The organism is Microcella alkalica (genome assembly GCF_014595885.1).
Taxonomy (GTDB): Bacteria; Actinomycetota; Actinomycetes; order Actinomycetales; family Microbacteriaceae; genus Microcella; species Microcella alkaliphila_B.
This window is the reverse complement of the sequence record NZ_JABUKC010000001.1, coordinates 300,216-317,866: the sequence shown is the minus strand read 5'-3', so window position 1 is coordinate 317,866 and position 17,651 is coordinate 300,216. Positions and strand designations below refer to the sequence as shown.

Below are 17,651 nucleotides of genomic sequence, written 5' to 3'. Positions count from 1 at the left end.
CGAATCGCAGGGCACGGTGAGGCCCCGAAGGATCCTACCGCCTCGGCCGAGATCTCTCGATGTCGAGATAAATCTTCCGGGCGCGCATCCGCCGGACTGACTACCCTGGCCCCATGGGCGATCTGAGACTGGAAGAGCTGTCGGCGAAGACCATCGTGGCCGCGAACAACCTCACGCTGCGACCCGGGCAGGAGCAGTTCGTCACCCCCGTCTCGTACTCGGCGGCCGACGCCTACCTCAACCCGACCACCACGTGGGCCCGCGTCGTGCTCGACGGCGACGAGGTCGTCGGCTTCATCCGCGGCAACTTCGACCCCGATCACGAGAAGCCCGAATTCCGCAGCTGCATCTGGCGCATCAACGTCGACGCGACCAAGCAGGGCCGCGGCGTCGGCCGCTTCGCCGTGCGGCAGCTGGCGGAGGAGGCCCGCGCGCGCGGCTTCGAGACCGTCACCGTCATCTGGGAGACCGGCGAGGGCGGCCCTGGCGAGTTCTTCCGCCGCCTCGGCTTCGAAGAGGTGGGCGAGACCGAGTACGGCGAGAAGATCGGCTCGCTCCCCATCTGATGGGCGATCCCGTTCGCGATGGTCACGGCGCGCGACCCGAGTCACCACTCGACTTCGCGGCGTTCGTGCACGTCGTCGTGAGCGACATCCCCGAGGGGCGCGTCATGACCTACGGCGACGTCGCCGCCGAGCTCGGCTCGCTTGGCGCCCGCGCGGTCGGTCGCATTCTCGCCACCTCCGACGGCTCGGGGCCGTGGTGGCGCGTCATCGGCTCCGACGGCCGCCCGCCGGCCGGGCACGAGGCCGAGGCGCTCGAGCACTACGAGCGCGAGGGCACGCCGCTGCGCTGGGTCGGCGCGCGCGGCGAGCCCGACGCCTACCGCATCGACCTCGCCCAGGCGCGGCACCGGTTCGCCTGAGGCGGGCGCGGCTGCGGCCGCCGAGAGGCTCGCGCAGGGCTCGGGCCACGCCGAGCCGTGCCCGGCTGTGCCGACGCACGTCGCGCGGAGTCGCGTTCACCCGGCGTCGCGCCGCGACACGCCGTGCGAGGTGTGCGATCACGGCGTGTCGCGACTGCGAACCGGGCGTTCGCGACATGAGGCGACCCTCGACGGATGCCCGCCGCCCCCTAGACTCGGTGCAAGCGCTTGCAGACCGCACGAAGGAGTGTCCCATGCGTCGAGAAGCCCGCCCCGCCCGCGCCGCGCTCGCCGGGCTCATCGCCACCGTGACGCTCGGGCTCGCGGCGTGCACGCCGGGCACGCAGCCGCCGCAGCCGCAGGATCGGCGCGATGCGGGCATCCTCATGTTCCAGTGGACGTGGGACGCGATCGCCGCCGAATGCCCCGCTCTCGGCGAGATCGGCATCGACTGGGTGCTGACGAGCCCGCCGCAGGAGCACGTCGTCGGCCCACAGTGGTGGGTGGCCTACCAACCGGTGTCGCACCGCGTCGAGTCGCGGCTCGGCGCCCGCGAGCAGTTCGCCGCGATGGTCGAGGCCTGCGGCGAGGCGGGCGTCGACGTCGTCGCCGACGCCGTCATCAACCACATGTCGGGGCAGGACGCCCCGGGCGTCGGCTGGGCCGGCAGCACCTACGAGCACTACCGCTACCCGGGGCTGTTCGAGCCGGACGATTTCCACGCCTGCACCGAGTCGCCGACGGGCGACATCATCGACTACCGCGACCGCGACGAGGTGCAGCGCTGCGAGCTCGTCAACCTCGCCGACCTCGCGACCGAGACGCCACGGGTGCAGCAGCAGCTGCGCGCCTACCTGGACGACCTGCTCTCGCTCGGCGTCGCCGGCTTCCGCATCGACGCCGCCAAGCACATGCCGCCGGAGGACATCGCCGCGATCGTCGCCGACCTGCCGGAGGGCACGCGGGTCTACCAGGAGGTGATCCGCGGCCAGGGCGAGCCGATCCAGCCGGAGGAGTACGCGCCGACCGGCCCCGTGTGGGAGTTCGCCTACGCCCGCACCCTCACGAGCATGGTGCAGAGTGGCGCCCTCAACCCGGAGGTGCGCTTCGGCCCCGAGGGTCGCACGCTGCCGAGCGAGCAGGCGATCGTCTTCGTCGACAACCACGACACCGAGCGCAACGGCGAGACGCTCTCCTACAAGGACGGCGAGGCATACGCGCTCGCGACCGCCTTCCTGCTCGCCCACCCGTACGGCACGCCGCAGCTGACCTCCGGCTACGCCTTCGAGGGGCGGGATGCGGGCGCGCCGGCCGACGACGACGGTCGCGTCATCGACGCCTCGTGCGCGGATGCTCCCCCCGAGGTGCAGCCGCGCTACGAGCCCGGCACCTGGGTGTGCCCGCAGAACTGGGATCTCGTGCGCGGCATGCTCGCCTTCCGCGCGGCGGTCGGAGACGCTCCGCTGACCGACGCGACCGAGTTCGAGACGCGCGAGCTGCGCAGCGTCACGGGCTTCGGCCGCGGTGAGTACGGGTTCGTCGCCTTCAACGCCGGCGCCACGGGCGCCACCGCCTCGTTCGACTCGTCGCTCGCGCCCGGGCGCTACACCGACGCGGTGTCGGGCGAGGTCGTCGAGGTCGACGGCGAGGGCCGCTTCAGGGCCGAGGTGCCCGGCATGGGGGTCGTGGCGCTGCACGTCGGCGCGGTCGAGCGCTAGCGGAGCATCCGCCGCCGTGCCCCGGCCCGGAGGACGTGCCGTGACGACGTGACCGTGCGCTGAAGCGCACGCTCACGTCGACAACGCACGTCCGGAGCACAACGCACGTCCGGAACACGCCGCCGCGCCGCGCGCTACACGAGCGACTCGCGCCAGGCGGCGTGCAGCTGGGCGAACTTGCCGGTGCCGGCGATGAGTTCCTCCGGCGTGCCGTCCTCGATGATCTGCCCGTGCTCCATGACGAGCACGCGGTCGGCGATCGCGACCGTCGAGAGCCGGTGGGCGATGATCACCGCGGTGCGGTCGGCGAGCAGGGTCTGCAGACCCCGCTGCACGAGGCGCTCGCTCGGGATGTCGAGCGAGGCGGTCGCCTCGTCGAGGATCAGCACGACCGGGTCGGCGAGGAACGCCCGCGCGAACGAGATGAGCTGCCGCTGCCCCGCCGACACGCGACCGCCGCGCTTGTTGACGTCGGTGTCGTAGCCGTCGGGCAGCGACTCGATGAAGTCGTGCGCGCCGACCGCCTTCGCCGCCGCCATGATCTCGTCGCGCGTCGCGTCGGGCTTGCCGAGCGCGATGTTGTCGGCGACGGTGCCCGAGAACAGGTAGGCCTCCTGCGTCACCATGACGATCGCGCGGCGCAGATCCTTCGGATGCAGCTTCCGCAGGTCGACGCCGTCGAGGGTCACGGCGCCCTCGGTGGGGTCGTAGAAGCGCGCGATGAGCTTGGCGAGCGTCGACTTGCCGGCTCCGGTGGTGCCGACGAGCGCGATCGTCTGGCCAGCCGGGATGGTCAGCTCGAGGCGCGGCAGCACGACGGTGTCGTCGTTGTACGAGAACCGCACGCGGTCGAAGTGCACGGCGCCGCGCGCCTTCCACAGGTCGATCGGCGTCGTCGGGTCGGGCACCGAGGGTCGCTCCTCGAGCACGCCCGAGATCTTCTCCAGCGCCGCGGCGGCCGACTGGTACGAGTTGTAGAACATCGCCATCTCCTCCGCCGGGTCGAAGAAGCGGCGGGTGTAGAGCACGACGCTCAGGAGGGTGAACACCGACAGCGCGCCGTCGATGACACGGAAGCCGCCGGTCAGCAGCACGGCGGCGACGGTGACGTTGCCGATGAGCACGAGCCCCGGGTCGAAGATGCCGAACACCTGGATGACGCGCGCGTTGGCGTGCCGGTAGTCCTCGACGAGCTCGCCGAAGTGCTGCTCGTTGCGCCCCTCCTTGCGGAACGCCTTCACCGCGCGGATGCCCGTCATCGTCTCGACGAACTGCACGATCAGGCGCGCCGAGGCCACGCGCGTCTGCCGGAAGAGCTTCTGCGATCGCACCTGGAACCACCGCGTGAGCGCGACGAGCGGGATGAGCGCGGCCGCGAGCACGAGCCCCGAGGTCGGGTCGAGCAGCACGAGCGCCGCCGCCGTGAAGCCCATGTAGAGCGCGCCCGACACGAGCTGCGTGAGCCCCGAGTCGAGCAGCTCGCGAATGGAGTCGAGGTCGCTGGTCTGCCGCGCGATGATGCGGCCGGAGGTGTACGACTCGTGGAACTGCAGCGACAGCCGCTGCGTGTGCAGGAAGACGCGCTTGCGCAGGTCGAGCAGGATCGCCTGGCTCAGCCGCGCCGACATGATCTGGAACACGGCGATGAGCGAGGCTCCCGCGACGCCCGTGAGCAGGTAGGCGCCGACGATGAGCGCGATGGGCATCCAGTCATTGCGCTCGAGCAGCGCCGGCAGGCCCTCGTTGAGGCCGAGCGCGATAAGCGCGGGCCCGGCGACCTGCAGGGCCGTCGAGAGCACGATGACGCCCATCGTCGCGATCACGCGCCCGCGCACGGGGCGCACGAGCGAGCCGAGCAGCCGCAGCGAGCGCGCGCGGATCTGCCGCGACTCGGCCTTCGTGAAGTCGTCGCGCTCCTCGCCCGAGACGCCTGAGACGGTCGTGCCGCTCATCGCTTCGCCTCCCCCTCGCGCTCGATGACGCGCGACTCGCGGTCGACGGCCTCGCGGCGCCGACCCTCCTCCTCGGCGAGCCGCAGCTCGCGATCTTCGCGCTCGCTCTGGGCGAGCTCCTCGTCTTCCAGCGACGAGATGACGTAGCGGTAGTGCTCGTTGCGCTGCAGCAGCTCGCTGTGGGTGCCGACGTCGGTGATGCGGCCTTCCTGCAGCAGCGCGACGCGGTCGGCCATCTGCACGGTCGAGGGGCGGTGGGCGACGATGAGCCCGGTCGTGGTCGCGAGCACGCGCCGCAGCGCCGCCTCGACGAGCGCCTCGGTGTCGACGTCGAGCGCGCTGAGCGGGTCGTCGAGCACGAGCACCGCGGGTCGCGCGGCGACGGCGCGCGCGAGCGCGAGGCGCTGCCGCTGCCCGCCCGAGAGGCTCAGCCCCTCCTCACCGACGGTCGTGTCGACGCCGTCGGGCAGGCGGTGCACGAAGTCGGCCTGGGCGATCTCGAGCGCCTCGGCGAGCACGCGGTCGGCCTCGGCGCGCACGGTCGGGTCGTCACCGGCCAGCTCGGGACGGCCGAGCAGCACGTTCTCGCGCACGCTCGTCGAGAACAGCGTGGCGTCCTCGAACGCCATCGCGATGTGGCGACGCAGCTCCTCGCGGCTGAGGTCGCGGATGTCGACGCCGTCGAGCAGCACCCGCCCGCTCCTGACGTCGTACAGGCGCGTCGCAAGCGCGGTGAGCGTCGTCTTGCCGCTGCCCGTGACACCGACGAGCGCCATCGTCTCGCCGGGCTCGAGGGTGAGGTCGACGCCGTCGAGGGTTCCGGGGCGGTCGGCGGGAGCATCCTGGTACCGGAACACCACGTTCTCGAACGTCAGCCGCCCCACGGGCGCCGTGATCGTCACCGGATGCTCGGGGTCGACGATCGCGTTGGTCTCGTCCATGACCTCGAAGAAGCGGTCGGCCGCCGAGCGCGTGTCGTACGTCATGGCAAGCAGGAACCCGATCGACTCGACGGGGAAGCGCAGCACCGTCGCGGTGGCGAAGAAGGCCACGAGCTCGCCCGGCGTCAGCTGCCCCGCGGCACCGAGCGCGACACCGCCGAGCAGGCACAGGGCGAAGGCGACGTCGGGGATCAGGATGAGCCAGAACCAGATGCCCGCGATCGCGCGCGCCTTCTCGATCTCGGTGGCGCGCAGCAGCTCGGCCTGGTCGGCGAACTTCAGCAGCGAGTGCTTGCCGCGGCCGAAGGCCTTGAGCACGCGGATGCCGTGCACGCTCTCCTCCACCGCGGTGGCGAGGTCGCCCTGCTGATCCTGCGCGCGGCGGGCGATGACCGAGTACTTCTGCTCGAACAGGTAGCCGTAGACCCACAGCGGGATCGAGCAGACGAGGAACAGCAGGCCCAGCCAGAGGTTCCAGTACACGAGCACGCCGAAGCCGATGACGATCGTCACCGCGTTGACGACGAGCAGCACGAGGCCGAACGACAGCCAGCGGCGGATGAGGTTGAGGTCGCTCACGGCGCGCGACAGCAACTGCCCCGACTGCCAGCGGTCGTGGAAGGCGACGGGCAGATCCTGCAGCTTGGCGTAGAGCGCGTTGCGCATGCGCGCCTCGACGTGGGTGCCGGGCGTGAGCACGAACCAGCGCCGCAGCGCGATCATGACGGCCTCGAGCACGCCGAGCACAAGCACGATCACCACGGCGGGCCCGACGAGCGTGGCGTCGCCCGACGACAGCGGCCCGTCGACGAGCTGCTGCAGCACGAGCGGGATCGCGAGCGCGACGACGCCGGCGAGCAGCGCCGCGACCATGCCGAGGTAGATGCGCGGCATCGCCGGCTTCGCGTACGGGTACAGGCGCGCGATGGCCGCGGCCGTGCTCAGGCGGGGTCGGTCGTGCTGCGTCGTCGACATGGTGGGTCCTCGAGGCGGCGCGCTCCGCTCGTGACGGGGCGCGCATCGACGCGGCGGATGCCGCGTGCGGTGGCGGATGCTGGTGGCTGCTGGTGAGCGCTGCGCCGCGATCGCGGCCGAGGTGGCCGCGTCGCAGCAGAGCCTTTCAGCCTAGACCCGCCCGCGAGGAGTTGTCGACACCGGGTGCGCGACCGCACCCGCGGTCGTTCGCGGTGCCGGCCTCTAGTGGAAGAAGTGCCGCTCGCCCGTGAGGTACATCGTCACGCCGGCCGCCTGCGCCGCCGCGATGACCTCCTCGTCGCGCACCGAGCCTCCGGGCTGCACGACGGCGCGCACGCCCGCGTCGATCAGCACCTGCAGACCGTCGGCGAAGGGGAAGAACGCGTCGCTCGCGGCGACCGAGCTGCGCGCCCGCTCCCCCGCGCGCGTCACGGCGAGGTGGCACGAGTCGACGCGGTTGACCTGGCCCATGCCGACGCCGACGGACGCCCCGCCCGAGGCGAGCAGGATGGCGTTCGACTTCACCGCGCGGCACGCCCGCCACGCGAACGCGAGGTCGGCGAGGGTCGCCTCATCGGCGGGCTCGCCGCTCACGAGCGTCCAGTCGGCGGCGGCCGCGAAGTGGCGGTCGGCCTGCTGCCGCAGCAGCCCGCCGCTCACCTGGCGCAGCTCGACCTCGGGCACGGCGAAGCCGGCGGGCAGCTCGAGCAGGCGGATGTTCTTCTTCTCCATCAGCAGCTCGAGCGCCTCGGGCTCGAAGCCGGGCGCGACGACGACCTCGGTGAAGATCGGTGCGATCGATGCGGCGGCCTCGGCCGTGATGACGCGGTTGGCGGCGATGACGCCGCCGAAGGCCGACACGGGGTCGCACGCGTGAGCGGCCGCGTGGGCCTCGGCGATCGTGGTGCCGACGGCGATGCCGCAGGGGTTTGCGTGCTTGATGATCGCGACGGCGGCAGCCTCGTGGTCGTACGCGGCGCGCACAGCAGCATCGGCATCCACGAAGTTGTTGTACGACATCTCCTTGCCGTGCAGCTGGCGCGCGTGCGCGATGCCCTGGTGGCCGTCGACGCGGTACAGCGCGGCGGTCTGGTGGCTGTTCTCGCCGTAGCGCAGCACCTGCTGCAGCGTCGCGTGCACGTCGACGGTCGAGGGGCTGCCGTCGTGCGCGGGGTGCTCGGCGCGCACCCCGAGGGTGTCGGCGAACCACGCGGCGACGGCCGTGTCGTAGGCGGCGGTGTGCGCGAAGGCCTTCGCCGCGAAGCGCTGGCGCTGCGCGAGCGTCGTGCCGCCGAGGGTGAGCGCCTTGCCGATCATGACGTAGTCGGCCGGGTCGACGATGATCGCGACGTTGGCGTGGTTCTTCGCCGCGGCGCGCACCATGGCGGGTCCGCCGATGTCGATCTGCTCGACGACGGCGTCGCCCTGCGCGCCGCTCGCGACGGTCTCGACGAAGGGGTACAGGTTCACGACCACGAGGTCGAACGGCGCGATGCCGAGCTCGGCGAGCTGCTGCTCGTGGCTCTCCAGGCGCAGGTCGGCGAGCACGCCCGCGTGCACGCTCGGGTGCAAAGTCTTCACGCGCCCGTCGAGCGCCTCCGGGAAGCCCGTGACGCTCGAGACCTCGGTCACCGGATGCCCGGCCGCCGCGATCGTCGCCGCCGTCGAGCCGGTCGACACGATCTCGACGCCCGCACCGGCGAGGGCCGCGGCGAGCTCGAGCAGCCCGGTCTTGTCGCTCACGCTGACGAGCGCGCGGCGCACGGGAACGGCGTCGCGGTGGCGGTACGAGGCGGGGTCGTGGGCGGGGCCGGCCATGGGGGTGCTCCTCGTGGTGTGGGGTGGTGGATGCTCGGGGCTAGAGCGCGTCGAGGTCGATCGCGCCCGTGGCGATGTCGCGCACGACGTCGATGAGCATGCGCCGCTCGACGGGCTTGATGCGCTCGTGCAGGCTGTGCTCGGTGTCGCCGGGCAGCACGGGCACGCGCTCCTGCGCGAGGATCGGCCCCGAGTCGACGCCCGCGTCGACGACGATGACGCTCGCCCCGGTCTGCTCGACGCCGGCGGCGAGCGCGTCGCGCACGCCGTGCGCGCCCGGGAACTCTGGCAGGTAGGCGGGGTGCGTGTTGATGATGCGCGGCGCGAGGGCGTCGACGACGCTCGCCGGCAGCAGGCGCATGAGGCCGCTCAGCACGACGAGGTCCGGCTCCCACTCCTGCACGGTGGCCAGCAGCTCCTCGCCCCACGCCTCGCGCGAGGGGAACGACGAGTAGGGCACTGTGAAGCTCGGGATGCCGAAGGCCTCGGCGTGCGCGAGACCATCGGCCTCGCGGTCGGCGCCGACGGCGACGACGTGCGCGGGGTAGTCGGCGTGCGCCGAGGCCTCGAGCAGGGCGCGCAGGTTCGACCCGCCGCCCGAGATCAGCACGACGACCCGCAGCACGCCTCCAGCCTACGGCGTGCGCGGATGAGCAGCGGACGCCCGCTCGGCCCACGGCACCCGCACCCCGCCGGCGAGCAGCCCGAGGGCGCAGCCGACGAGCGTCTCGGCGAGCATCCACAGGCCGACGGCGATCGGGTCGGGGCCGACGGTCGCCAGGCGTCCCGGGCCGGCCGCGCCCGCCGCGATCCACGCCAGGAAGGCGGCGAGGATGCCCGCGAGCGCCCCCGCGACGAGCGCCGTCACGAGCGCCCAGGGCTCCCGTCGCCGCTCAGGCCCGAGCGCCGCCACGAGCCTCGGCCGCACCGCGATGCCGGCGACGAACGCCGCGAGCACGGGCACGAGCACCACGACGAGGCCAGGGCTGTGCTCGCTCGTCGGCAGGGCGCCGAGCAGCGGGATGGCCGGCAGCGGGCCCACGATCGTGCCGAGCGGCGAGATCGCCGAGCCGGTGCCGAGGGCGAAGCCGGGGCCGATGAGCCACGAGGCGCTCCAGAGCACGGCGGTCGGCACGAGCGCGAGCTGCCCGAGCGTCAGCGCGATGCCGCCGAGCACGTCGGCCTGCACGCTCTCGTACAGGGCGATCACCTGCCCGTAGCCGACGAGCAGCGCACCGGCGGTGACGACGCCCGCGGCGCCGACGATCGTCGCGACGCTGCCAAGACCAGCGCGCACCGCGGCACCGGCGACGCCCGTCACGAGCGGCGGCAGCCCGTCGATCGCGTCGTCGAGTCGCGCCCGCCACGGCCCGCGGGCGCGCAGCGACGCGATGCCGAAGCCGAGTGCGAAGACGAGGGCCGGGAAGAGGGCCGTCTGCCAGCGCGAGAGCAGCGCCGCCGGGTGGCTCGCGCTCAGCGCCGCGAGCCCGCCGATGACGACGATGCCCGCGACGGCCACCGCGCCGCCGAGGGCGCGGTGCGGCTCACCGAGCGAGCGCCGGCCCATCTGCCAGCCGGCGAGCAGCGTGAGCGCAGCGAAGCCGAGCAGGGCGAGCGAGAACAGGAACGGCTCCGGGGTGCCGTCAGGCCCGAGCGCTCCGAGCGCGGTCGCCGTCACCGGGTCGAGCGTGAAGGTCACGTCGGCGCCGTGCCCGATCGCCCAGATGTCGACGGATGCCCGCCAGAAGACGAGCCAGTCGAGCTGGAACCCGAACTGCACCGCCCACATCACGGTGAGCACCGCGAGCGGGATGCCGATGCCGATGCCGACGACCAGCAGCGCCTCGAGCGCGGAGAAGAGGACGGTCGACCGGCGATTCATCGGGGGCGAGCCTACCGGCGGGCCGCGACCCGGCAGCCCGGGCGCGCGGGCGACGCTCAGCGGGCCAGCGCCTCCCGAGCCGCCGCGCGCGCCGCCGCCGGGTCGACCGCCGCGCACGCCGCCTCGGCCGCAGCCCGGCACTGCGCGAGCGTCACCGACGACAGCACCGCACCGACCGCGGTGATGCCGCGCGCCGCCATCGACAGGCTCGACGCGCCCAGCCCGACGAGCACCGGCGCGAGCGCCGGATCGGCCGCGGCCTCGCCGCAGACGCCGACGGGCGTGCCCGTGCGCGCACCGGCCTCGCCGATGAGCCGGATCGAGCGCAGCACCGCCGGCTGCCACGCGTCGGCGAGCGAGGCGAGCTCGCCCGACATGCGGTCGGCGGCCATCGTGTACTGCGACAGGTCGTTCGTGCCGATGCTGACGAAGTCGACCGCGGCGCACAGCTCGTCGGCGACGAGCGCCGCCGAGGGCGTCTCGATCGTCAGCCCGACCCGCTCCAGCCCCGCGGCCCGGGCGCGCGCGGCGAACTCGACCGCCTCGCCGACCGTGGCGATCATCGGGGCCATGACCTCGACATCCGCCCGCTCGGCGGCCGCCGCGATCGCGATCGCGCGCAGCTGGTCGTCGAGCACCGCGGGGTCGCGACGGGCCGTGCGGTACCCGCGCACACCGAGGGCCGGGTTCGGCTCGTCGAGGGCGGTGAGGAAGGGCAGGGGCTTGTCGCTGCCCGCGTCGAGCGTGCGCACGACGACCGTCTGGCCGGGGAACGCGGCGAACACCTCGCGGTAGGCGGCGACCTGGTCGTCGACGCTCGGCGCCGTCACCCGGTCGAGGAAGCAGAACTCGGTGCGGAACAGGCCAACGCCCTCCGCCCCGCGCTCGACGGCGCGGCGGATGTCGCGCGGCGCCCCGACGTTCGCCCCGAGCACGACGCGGTGGCCGTCGGCCGTCTGCCCGGGGCCGACGAAGGGCGGCAGCGTGATGACGCCCGTCGCCGTCGCCTGCGCGCGCTCGTCGGGGCGCTCGACGAGCTCGCCCGTGTCGCCGTCGACGAGCACGACCGTGCCATCGGCCAGCGCCGTGGCGCCCGTCGCGCCGACGATCGCCGGGATGCCCAGCTCGCGCGCGAGGATCGCCGTGTGCGAGGTGGGCCCGCCCTGCTCGGTGACGATCGCGAGGCAGCGGTCCGGGTCGAGCCCGACCGTGTCGACCGGCGCGAGGTCGTCGGCGACGAGCACGAACGGATGCTCGCGCTCCGGCACCCCCGGAGGCTCGACGCCGCGCAGCCGCGCGATGATGCGGTCGCGCACGTCGCGCAGGTCGGTGGCGCGCTCGGCCATGCGGCCGCCGAGCTCGCGGTACTGGGCGACCGTGCGCTCGAGCTCGACCCACACGGCGCGCTCGGGCGTGAGCCCGTCGTCGCGCACGAGCGCCTCAGCGGCGCGGTGCAGGGCCGGGTCGGCGGCGATCGCGGCGGTCGCGCGCAGCACGTCGCGGCGCTGGCCGCTCACCCGGTCGGCGCGCTGCTGCAGCTCGCCCGCGATCGCAAGCATCGCCTCCCGCAGCCGGGCGCGGGCGTCGGCGCGCTCGGCCTCGGGCACGCGCGCGGCGGCGTCGGGCTCGTCGGCGGCGTGCACGAGCACGGCGATGGGGCCGACCACGCGGCCGCCGCTCACCCCGATGGGCTTCGCGGTGCTCGTCGGGCGGGCAGGGGCGGGCGTCGCGGCCGCGGCGGGCGTCGCCGGCGCGGCGACAGCGGCGGCGGATGCCCCGCTCGCCTCCCCCGCGCCCGTCGCGGCGCCGGCGCCCTCGCCCTCGAGCCCCGGCGCGAGCTCCTCGCCGAAGCCCGAGTCGATGAGCGCTCGCAGCGCCTCCACCGTCGCGGCCGCCTGCGGCCCGCTGCCCGCGATGCGCACGACCGTGCCCGGGCCCGCGCCGAGGGTCGCGATGCCGATCGGGCTCGACGCGTCGACCGGACCTCGGCTCGGGGTCGCGAACGTGATCGCGGCACCGGAGGCCATGACGAGCTGGGCGAGATCGGCGGCGGGGCGGGCGTGCAGGCCTGCCACGTTGCGCACGGTGGCCTCCGCGATCGCGGGGGCGGGCATGCCGTCGGCGACCGGCGCGGACGGGGTGGGCGGAGCATCCGCCGCCCCGGAAGCAGGCGGCGCCGCATCGTCGGGGGCCGCGTCGTCGAGCTGCTCGCGCTTCGGACGCAGCGCGCCGAGCGCCTCAATGGCGACCGTGTCCAGGTCGGCGCCGCCCGCGGCTCGCACGACCGCCGCGAGCAGCCCCTCGACGAACGGCGCCGCGACCAGCCGCACCGGCGGCGGGTCGGCGACGAACTCGAGCGCCATCTCGGCGCTCAGCACGGCCGAGCCGAGATCCATGAGCACGAGCACCCCGCCCCCGCCCGCGGCCGCCTCGCCGATCGCCTCGGCGACGCGCACCGCGTCGGTGCCCGTACGACCGTCGTCGGTGCCGGCCGCGATCGCGATCGGCGGCGGATCGCCGGCGACCATCTCGAGCGCGAGCGCCGTCGCCGCCTCGGCGAGCGGGCGGCTGTGCGAGACCGCGACGATGCCGACGCGCGTGGGTGCGCTCACGATGCCGCGACCTCCGCGAGGGCCTCCATGAGCAGGGCGGCCGACGTCGCCCCGGGGTCGAGGTGGCCGGCGCTGCGCTCGCCGAGGTAGCTCGCGCGACCCTTGCGGGCCACGAGCGGCTCGGTCGCATCGCGACCCGCTGCGGCGGCATCGCGGGCCGCCGCCGTCGCCTCGGCGAGCGACGCGCCCGAGGCGACCGCCGCATCCATCGCCTCGAGGGCCGGGGCGAGCGCGTCGAACATCGTCTTGTCGCCGGCCTCGGCCTTGCCGCGCGCCACGACGCCGTCGAGGCCCGCGCGCAGGGCGGTGGAGAGCGCCGCCGCATCGCATTCCGTCACCGCTCCGGCGGCCATGCCGAACCGCAGGAAGAACGTGCCGTAGAGCGGGCCGCTCGCCCCGCCCACCGACGTGACGAGGGTCATGCCCACCGTCTTGAACAGCTCGTCGGCGGTCGGGGGCGCGGCGGCCTCCACCTTCTCCATGACGGCGGCCATGCCTCGCGCCATGTTGGCGCCGTGATCGGCGTCGCCGATCGCCGAGTCGAGCTCGGTCAGGTACGACCGCTGCTCAGTGACCCGGTCGCGGAAGGCGGCCAGCCAGGCGGTGAAGGCCGGCATCGTCAGGGTGTCGGTGGTGCTCATGGTGCTCCTCAGTCTCGGCGTCGTCGCCGGGGTGGCGGGCGGTGCGGAATACGGGTGGTCGCGGCGGCGCTCTCGGTCTAGCGGCCCCAGCGCAGGCCGCTGGTCTCCACGGGGGCGTCCCACAGCGAGACCAGCTCGTCGTCGGCGCGCAGCACCGTGACCGAGCATCCGGCCATGTCGAGCGAGGTGATGTAGTTGCCGACGAGGCTGCGGGCGACGGTCACGCCGTGCCGCTCGAGGATGCCCGCCACCTCGCCGTACATGAGGTACAGCTCGATGAGCGGCGTGCCGCCCATGCCGTTGAGCATGACGATCGTCGGGGCGTCGCCGAACGACAGGTCGCCGAGGATCGGCTCGACGAGCATCTCGGCGATCTCCTTGGCGCTCGCGAGCGGCACGCGGTGCCGACCGGGCTCGCCGTGGATGCCGATGCCGATCTCCATCTGATCCTCGGGCAGGTCGAACGTCGGCTTGCCGGCGGCCGGCACCGTGCAGCTCGTGAGCGCCATGCCCATCGACCGCCCCTCGGCGTTGACCTTCTCGGCGAGCGCGACTAACTCGTCGAGGTCGCGGCCCTGCTCGGCGGCCGCGCCGACGAGCTTCTCGAGCAGCACCGTGAGGCCGACGCCGCGACGACCGGCCGTGTAGAGCGAGTCCTGCACGGCGACGTCGTCGTTGACGACGACCGTGCGCACCTCCACGCTCGCCTCCATCGCGGCGAGCTCGGCGGCCATCTCGAAGTTCATGACGTCGCCGGTGTAGTTCTTCACGATGTGCAGCACGCCCGCGCCGCGGTCGACGGTCTTCGTCGCCTCCTGCATCTGGTCGGGCGTCGGCGAGGTGAACACCTCGCCCGCGCAGGCCGCGTCGAGCATCCCGAACCCGACGAAGCCGCCGTGCAGGGGCTCGTGGCCGGAGCCGCCGCCGCTGACCAGGGCGACGGTGCCATGATCCTTCGGGGTGGCGCGGTAGATGATGCGGTTGGCGTGGTCGACGCGCAGGTCGGGGTGGGCGAGCTCGATGCCGCGCAGGGCGTCGGCGAGCACCCGATCGGGGTCGTTGATGAGCTTCTTCATGACGAGAGGGTTCCTTCCTTCTTCGCAAGGGTGTCCTGGAGGCCAGTCTTATCCGACTGGGTGTGAGCCATCACAGCGAACACCACAGCCGCGAGCACACCGCCGAGCAGCTCGGCGCCGACGTAGACCGGCCACTGCTCCCAGGCGACCTCGCCGCCGAGCAGCTGCTGCACGAGCATCGGGCCGGTCGTGCGTGCGGGATTGATCGAGGCGCCGGTCGTGGGCGCGACCGGAATGATCGCGGCGAACACCACGAACCCGATCGCGAGCCCCGCCCAGCCGGGTGCGGCGCGACGGTAGATGACGCCGAAGACCGCGAACACCAGCAGGAAGGTGCCGACGAGCTCGGCGAAGAACGCCTGGTACCACGGCACGGTCGCCGCGTCGTAGGCGGCGACGCCGAGGCCGACCTCGCTCGCGCGCATGCCGAGCACGCCAACGATGGCCAGCGATCCGGCGATCGCCCCGAGCAGCTGCGCCGCGAGGTAGGCGGGCACCTCGCGCCACGGGAATCTGCCGCTCACCGCGAGCGCGATCGTGACGGCCGGGTTGATGTGGTTGCCCGAGATGTAGCCGAACACGTAGACGGTGACGACGACGATCGTGCCGAACGCGAGCGAGATCATGCCCAGGTCGGCCATCGTGAACGGCGCGTCACCGTTCACGATGAGCGTGGCGGGCACCGATCCGACCCCGACGAAGACGAGGAAGGCGGTGCCGAGGAACTCCGCGGCGAGCTTCTGCCACGGGCGATTGACATCCATATGTGCTCCTTCGAACATGCGGATATCGAGCGGGCGGGGGGTCGCCCAGCGCGTCAGATTCTGGAACGCTTTTCGACAATGTCGAATATGCAACGGATGCTGGGCTCCTGTCAAGAGTGAAGGCGCACCATCTGCGACCATCGCGCATGCCGGGCCCCGCGCCCCGCATAATGGGGCGACGACCGAGGAGGTTCCCGTGATCCAGGCGATCGACCGCGCGGCCCGCGTGCTCACCTCGCTGCAGGGCGCCCGGCACCTCGGCATCACCGAGCTCGCGGGCATCCTCGAGCTGCCGCCATCGACGGTGCACGGCATCGTGAAGTCGCTGCAGGCGCACGGGCTCGTCGCGAAGGAGCCGGGTGGTCAGCGCTACATGCTCGGCCCTGCCCTGCTGAAGCTGTCGAACGTCTACCTCGACACCCTCGACGTGCGCGCCCGCGCGATGCGCTGGACCCAGGAGCTCGCCCGCCGCACCGGCCTCTCCGCCCGCCTCGGCGCCGAACTGTTCGACGAGGTCATCATCATCCACCACAACCGTCGACCCGACGGCAGCCAGCAGATGCTCGAGACGGGCCTCACGATCCCCTCGCACGCCTCCGCCCTCGGCAAGGTGCTGCTCGCCTACCACCCCTCGGCGGCCGACGCGCTGCTCGCGACTCCGCTGCGCAGCCTCACCGGCGACACCATCACCGACCCGGCCGCGCTGCGCGTGCAGTTCGCGCAGATCGTCGAGCGGGCCCTCGCCTTCGAGGAGGACGAGGCCGTGCTCGGCGAGTCGTCGGTCGCCGTGCCCGTCGCCGACCGCAGCGGCACCGTCATCGCCGCCGTCTCGGTGGTCATGCCCTCGAGCGAGTGGCCGCCCGAGGCCGGCGTGCTGAACGACCTGCGCGAGACCGCGCGCAACATCTCGCGCGAGCTCGGCTTCACGAGCTGGCCCCCCGCGGTCAGCCCGCGCGACGACGACTGACGCGCGCGGCGTGCCACACTGTGCACGTGAGCGATCGTCCGATCCGTGTCGAGATCGTGATCGCCGCTGACCTCGAGACGGTCTGGCGCCTCACGCAGGAGCCCTCGCTCCACACCCGCTGGGACGCCCGCTTCAGCCGCATCACGCCGATCGAGAGCGCGCCGGGCGACGACGCGCCGTGCAGGTTCCGGTACGAGCGAGGGATGCTCGGGCTCACCATCCGCGGCACCGGCATCGCCCTCGGCACGCGCGAGGGCGCCGGCGGCGCACGCACCTCTGCCCTGCGCTTCACGACCGACGACCGCCGGTCGCCGCTGCGCGACGGCCGCGGCTACTGGCGCTACGAGCCCGTCGAGGGCGGCACGCGCTTCATCACGGGCTTCGACTACGCGCCCGGCTGGGGCGCCCTGCTCGATCGCGCCGTGCGACCCGTCGTCGCGTGGCTCACCGCCGCGAGCTTCGCGCGGCTGCGGCGATGGGCCGAGCGGGACGAGCCGCCCGAGCGCTGGCCGGTCTGGCGGGCACTGCTCGACCCACGGCGAGACCGCCCGCGGGCATCCGATTGCGTCTGGAGCATCGGCAGACCGCATGCGATGACGGATGCTCCGCGCACGCTCGCCGCCCTGGCGGCACCGTGACCGAGGTCGATGCCACTGCCGTCCCCTCCCCACTCGCGGCCCGCAGCATGTTCGCCGCAGCGATGGGTGCTGACTTCGAGCGACTCCACCCGATGCTGCAACGACGCTTCGGGGTGAGCCTCGCGGCCGGCTACGCGTGCGTCGGTCGCGGCGTCATGACGCGCATCTGCCGCGGGCCATGGTGGACCGTGCCGTTCCTGCACCTGGGCCGCATCCGGAACATCCTCGCGCCGTTCCCGGGCGAGTCCGTGCCCTTCACGGTGGAGAACCACCCGTACCGCGACCCCTTCGGCCGCGAGACCGTAACGTTCGTGCGCACCTTCGCCTACCCCGATCGCGCGCGCCCGGGGCGCTTTGACGCGACGATGATCCGGGGCCGCGACGGGCGGATCGTCGACTACCTCGGCACGCACCAGCACCTCGCGGTCGACCTGCACCTGGCCGCCGAGCCCGACGGCTCGCTGCACCTCACCTCGGATGCCCAGCGCTTCCACGCCGGGCCGCTTTCGTTCCGCTTCCCGATGCTGTTCTCGGGCCGCGCCGACCTGCGCGAGTCGTTTGACGACGACGCGGGCGAGTACGTCATCCGGCTCGAGGTGCGGAACCGACTCTTCGGGTTCCTGTTCGGCTACGAGGGCCGGTTCCGATGCGAGTTCCCGCCGGCGGGCGACGGCCCTCCCGCGCACGTTCTGCCCGTGCAACACGAGCGTCGGGAGTAGCGTCCACGCGAACGGCCCCGCCG

Annotated in this window: 15 protein-coding genes; 6 read left to right on the top strand and 9 right to left on the bottom strand. The window is 73.3% G+C overall.

Features of this window, described 5'->3' with window-relative positions; all coding sequences use genetic code 11:
- The first annotated feature begins 113 nt into the window (after nucleotides 1-113).
- The 3 genes from ID804_RS01545 (at nucleotide 114) to ID804_RS01535 (ending at nucleotide 2,643) form a co-directional block, all read left to right on the top strand.
- On the top strand, nucleotides 114-566 hold the full coding sequence (locus ID804_RS01545) for a GNAT family N-acetyltransferase (protein ID WP_169077202.1): 453 nt from the start codon (nucleotides 114-116) through the stop codon (nucleotides 564-566).
- Nucleotides 566-925, top strand: coding sequence for an MGMT family protein (locus ID804_RS01540; RefSeq protein WP_169077201.1), 360 nt, complete (start codon nucleotides 566-568; stop codon nucleotides 923-925). The genes ID804_RS01545 and ID804_RS01540 overlap by 1 nt, the downstream gene beginning before the upstream one ends.
- A 254-nt stretch (nucleotides 926-1,179) precedes the next feature.
- Nucleotides 1,180-2,643, top strand: coding sequence for an alpha-amylase (locus ID804_RS01535; protein ID WP_169077200.1), 1,464 nt, complete (start codon nucleotides 1,180-1,182; stop codon nucleotides 2,641-2,643).
- A 134-nt stretch (nucleotides 2,644-2,777) separates the two neighbouring features.
- On the opposite strand, the gene ID804_RS01530 is transcribed toward ID804_RS01535, so the two are convergent.
- From ID804_RS01530 to ID804_RS01490, 9 genes are all read right to left on the bottom strand, one after another.
- On the bottom strand, nucleotides 2,778-4,595 hold the full coding sequence (locus ID804_RS01530; protein ID WP_169077199.1) for an ABC transporter ATP-binding protein: 1,818 nt from the start codon (nucleotides 4,593-4,595) through the stop codon (nucleotides 2,778-2,780).
- Nucleotides 4,592-6,511 (bottom strand): ABC transporter ATP-binding protein, encoded by a 1,920-nt coding sequence (locus ID804_RS01525; protein WP_169077198.1) that lies wholly within the window; start codon nucleotides 6,509-6,511, stop codon nucleotides 4,592-4,594. The genes ID804_RS01530 and ID804_RS01525 overlap by 4 nt, the downstream gene beginning before the upstream one ends.
- Before the next feature lie 222 nt (nucleotides 6,512-6,733).
- Nucleotides 6,734-8,329 carry a bifunctional phosphoribosylaminoimidazolecarboxamide formyltransferase/IMP cyclohydrolase gene (gene purH, locus ID804_RS01520; RefSeq protein ID WP_169077197.1) on the bottom strand — a complete coding sequence of 532 codons (1,596 nt, stop codon included), beginning with the start codon at nucleotides 8,327-8,329 and terminating at the stop codon, nucleotides 6,734-6,736.
- A 40-nt stretch (nucleotides 8,330-8,369) separates the two neighbouring features.
- Nucleotides 8,370-8,954, bottom strand: a complete 585-nt coding sequence (purN, locus tag ID804_RS01515) for a phosphoribosylglycinamide formyltransferase (protein ID WP_169077196.1) — start codon at nucleotides 8,952-8,954, stop codon at nucleotides 8,370-8,372.
- 9 nt (nucleotides 8,955-8,963) lie between these two features.
- Nucleotides 8,964-10,211 (bottom strand): cell division protein PerM, encoded by a 1,248-nt coding sequence (locus tag ID804_RS01510; RefSeq protein WP_169077195.1) that lies wholly within the window; start codon nucleotides 10,209-10,211, stop codon nucleotides 8,964-8,966.
- A 56-nt stretch (nucleotides 10,212-10,267) separates the two neighbouring features.
- A complete protein-coding gene (ptsP, locus tag ID804_RS01505) occupies nucleotides 10,268-12,823 on the bottom strand; it encodes a phosphoenolpyruvate--protein phosphotransferase (RefSeq protein ID WP_169077194.1) in 2,556 nt (851 codons plus the stop codon).
- A complete protein-coding gene (dhaL, locus tag ID804_RS01500; protein WP_169077193.1) occupies nucleotides 12,820-13,464 on the bottom strand; it encodes a dihydroxyacetone kinase subunit DhaL in 645 nt (214 codons plus the stop codon). Before dhaL ends, ptsP begins: the two co-directional genes overlap by 4 nt.
- 77 nt (nucleotides 13,465-13,541) lie before the next feature.
- The gene (gene dhaK / locus ID804_RS01495) at nucleotides 13,542-14,540 is read right to left on the bottom strand and encodes a dihydroxyacetone kinase subunit DhaK (protein ID WP_169077192.1); all 999 of its coding nucleotides are present in this window, start codon (nucleotides 14,538-14,540) and stop codon (nucleotides 13,542-13,544) included.
- Nucleotides 14,537-15,304 carry an MIP/aquaporin family protein gene (locus ID804_RS01490; protein ID WP_169077191.1) on the bottom strand — a complete coding sequence of 256 codons (768 nt, stop codon included), beginning with the start codon at nucleotides 15,302-15,304 and terminating at the stop codon, nucleotides 14,537-14,539. Before ID804_RS01490 ends, dhaK begins: the two co-directional genes overlap by 4 nt.
- A gap of 196 nt (nucleotides 15,305-15,500) precedes the next feature.
- Here ID804_RS01490 and ID804_RS01485 point away from each other — a divergent pair, with 196 nt between their 5' ends.
- The 3 genes from ID804_RS01485 (at nucleotide 15,501) to ID804_RS01475 (ending at nucleotide 17,628) form a co-directional block, all read left to right on the top strand.
- On the top strand, nucleotides 15,501-16,271 hold the full coding sequence (locus tag ID804_RS01485; protein ID WP_169077190.1) for an IclR family transcriptional regulator: 771 nt from the start codon (nucleotides 15,501-15,503) through the stop codon (nucleotides 16,269-16,271).
- Between the two features lie 26 nt (nucleotides 16,272-16,297).
- Nucleotides 16,298-16,909 (top strand): SRPBCC family protein, encoded by a 612-nt coding sequence (locus ID804_RS01480; protein ID WP_317451131.1) that lies wholly within the window; start codon nucleotides 16,298-16,300, stop codon nucleotides 16,907-16,909.
- A 62-nt stretch (nucleotides 16,910-16,971) separates the two neighbouring features.
- Entirely contained in the window at nucleotides 16,972-17,628 is a 657-nt protein-coding gene (locus ID804_RS01475) for a DUF4166 domain-containing protein (protein WP_223158881.1), read from the top strand.
- The last annotated feature ends 23 nt before the right edge of the window (nucleotides 17,629-17,651 follow it).

Excerpts from the sequence above, each read along its gene's own strand:
- ID804_RS01530 (WP_169077199.1), bottom strand. The coding sequence starts at position 4,595 with ATGAGCGGCACGACCGTCTCAGGCGTCTCGGGCGAGGAGCGCGACGAC.
- dhaK (WP_169077192.1), bottom strand. The coding sequence starts at position 14,540 with ATGAAGAAGCTCATCAACGACCCCGATCGGGTGCTCGCCGACGCCCTG.
- ID804_RS01545 (WP_169077202.1), top strand. The coding sequence starts at position 114 with ATGGGCGATCTGAGACTGGAAGAGCTGTCGGCGAAGACCATCGTGGCC.
- ID804_RS01490 (WP_169077191.1), bottom strand. The coding sequence starts at position 15,304 with ATGGATGTCAATCGCCCGTGGCAGAAGCTCGCCGCGGAGTTCCTCGGC.
- ID804_RS01525 (WP_169077198.1), bottom strand. The coding sequence starts at position 6,511 with ATGTCGACGACGCAGCACGACCGACCCCGCCTGAGCACGGCCGCGGCC.
- dhaL (WP_169077193.1), bottom strand. The coding sequence starts at position 13,464 with ATGAGCACCACCGACACCCTGACGATGCCGGCCTTCACCGCCTGGCTG.
- purH (WP_169077197.1), bottom strand. The coding sequence starts at position 8,329 with ATGGCCGGCCCCGCCCACGACCCCGCCTCGTACCGCCACCGCGACGCC.
- ID804_RS01540 (WP_169077201.1), top strand. The coding sequence starts at position 566 with ATGGGCGATCCCGTTCGCGATGGTCACGGCGCGCGACCCGAGTCACCA.
- ID804_RS01535 (WP_169077200.1), top strand. The coding sequence starts at position 1,180 with ATGCGTCGAGAAGCCCGCCCCGCCCGCGCCGCGCTCGCCGGGCTCATC.
- ID804_RS01510 (WP_169077195.1), bottom strand. The coding sequence starts at position 10,211 with ATGAATCGCCGGTCGACCGTCCTCTTCTCCGCGCTCGAGGCGCTGCTG.
- ID804_RS01475 (WP_223158881.1), top strand. The coding sequence starts at position 16,972 with ATGGGTGCTGACTTCGAGCGACTCCACCCGATGCTGCAACGACGCTTC.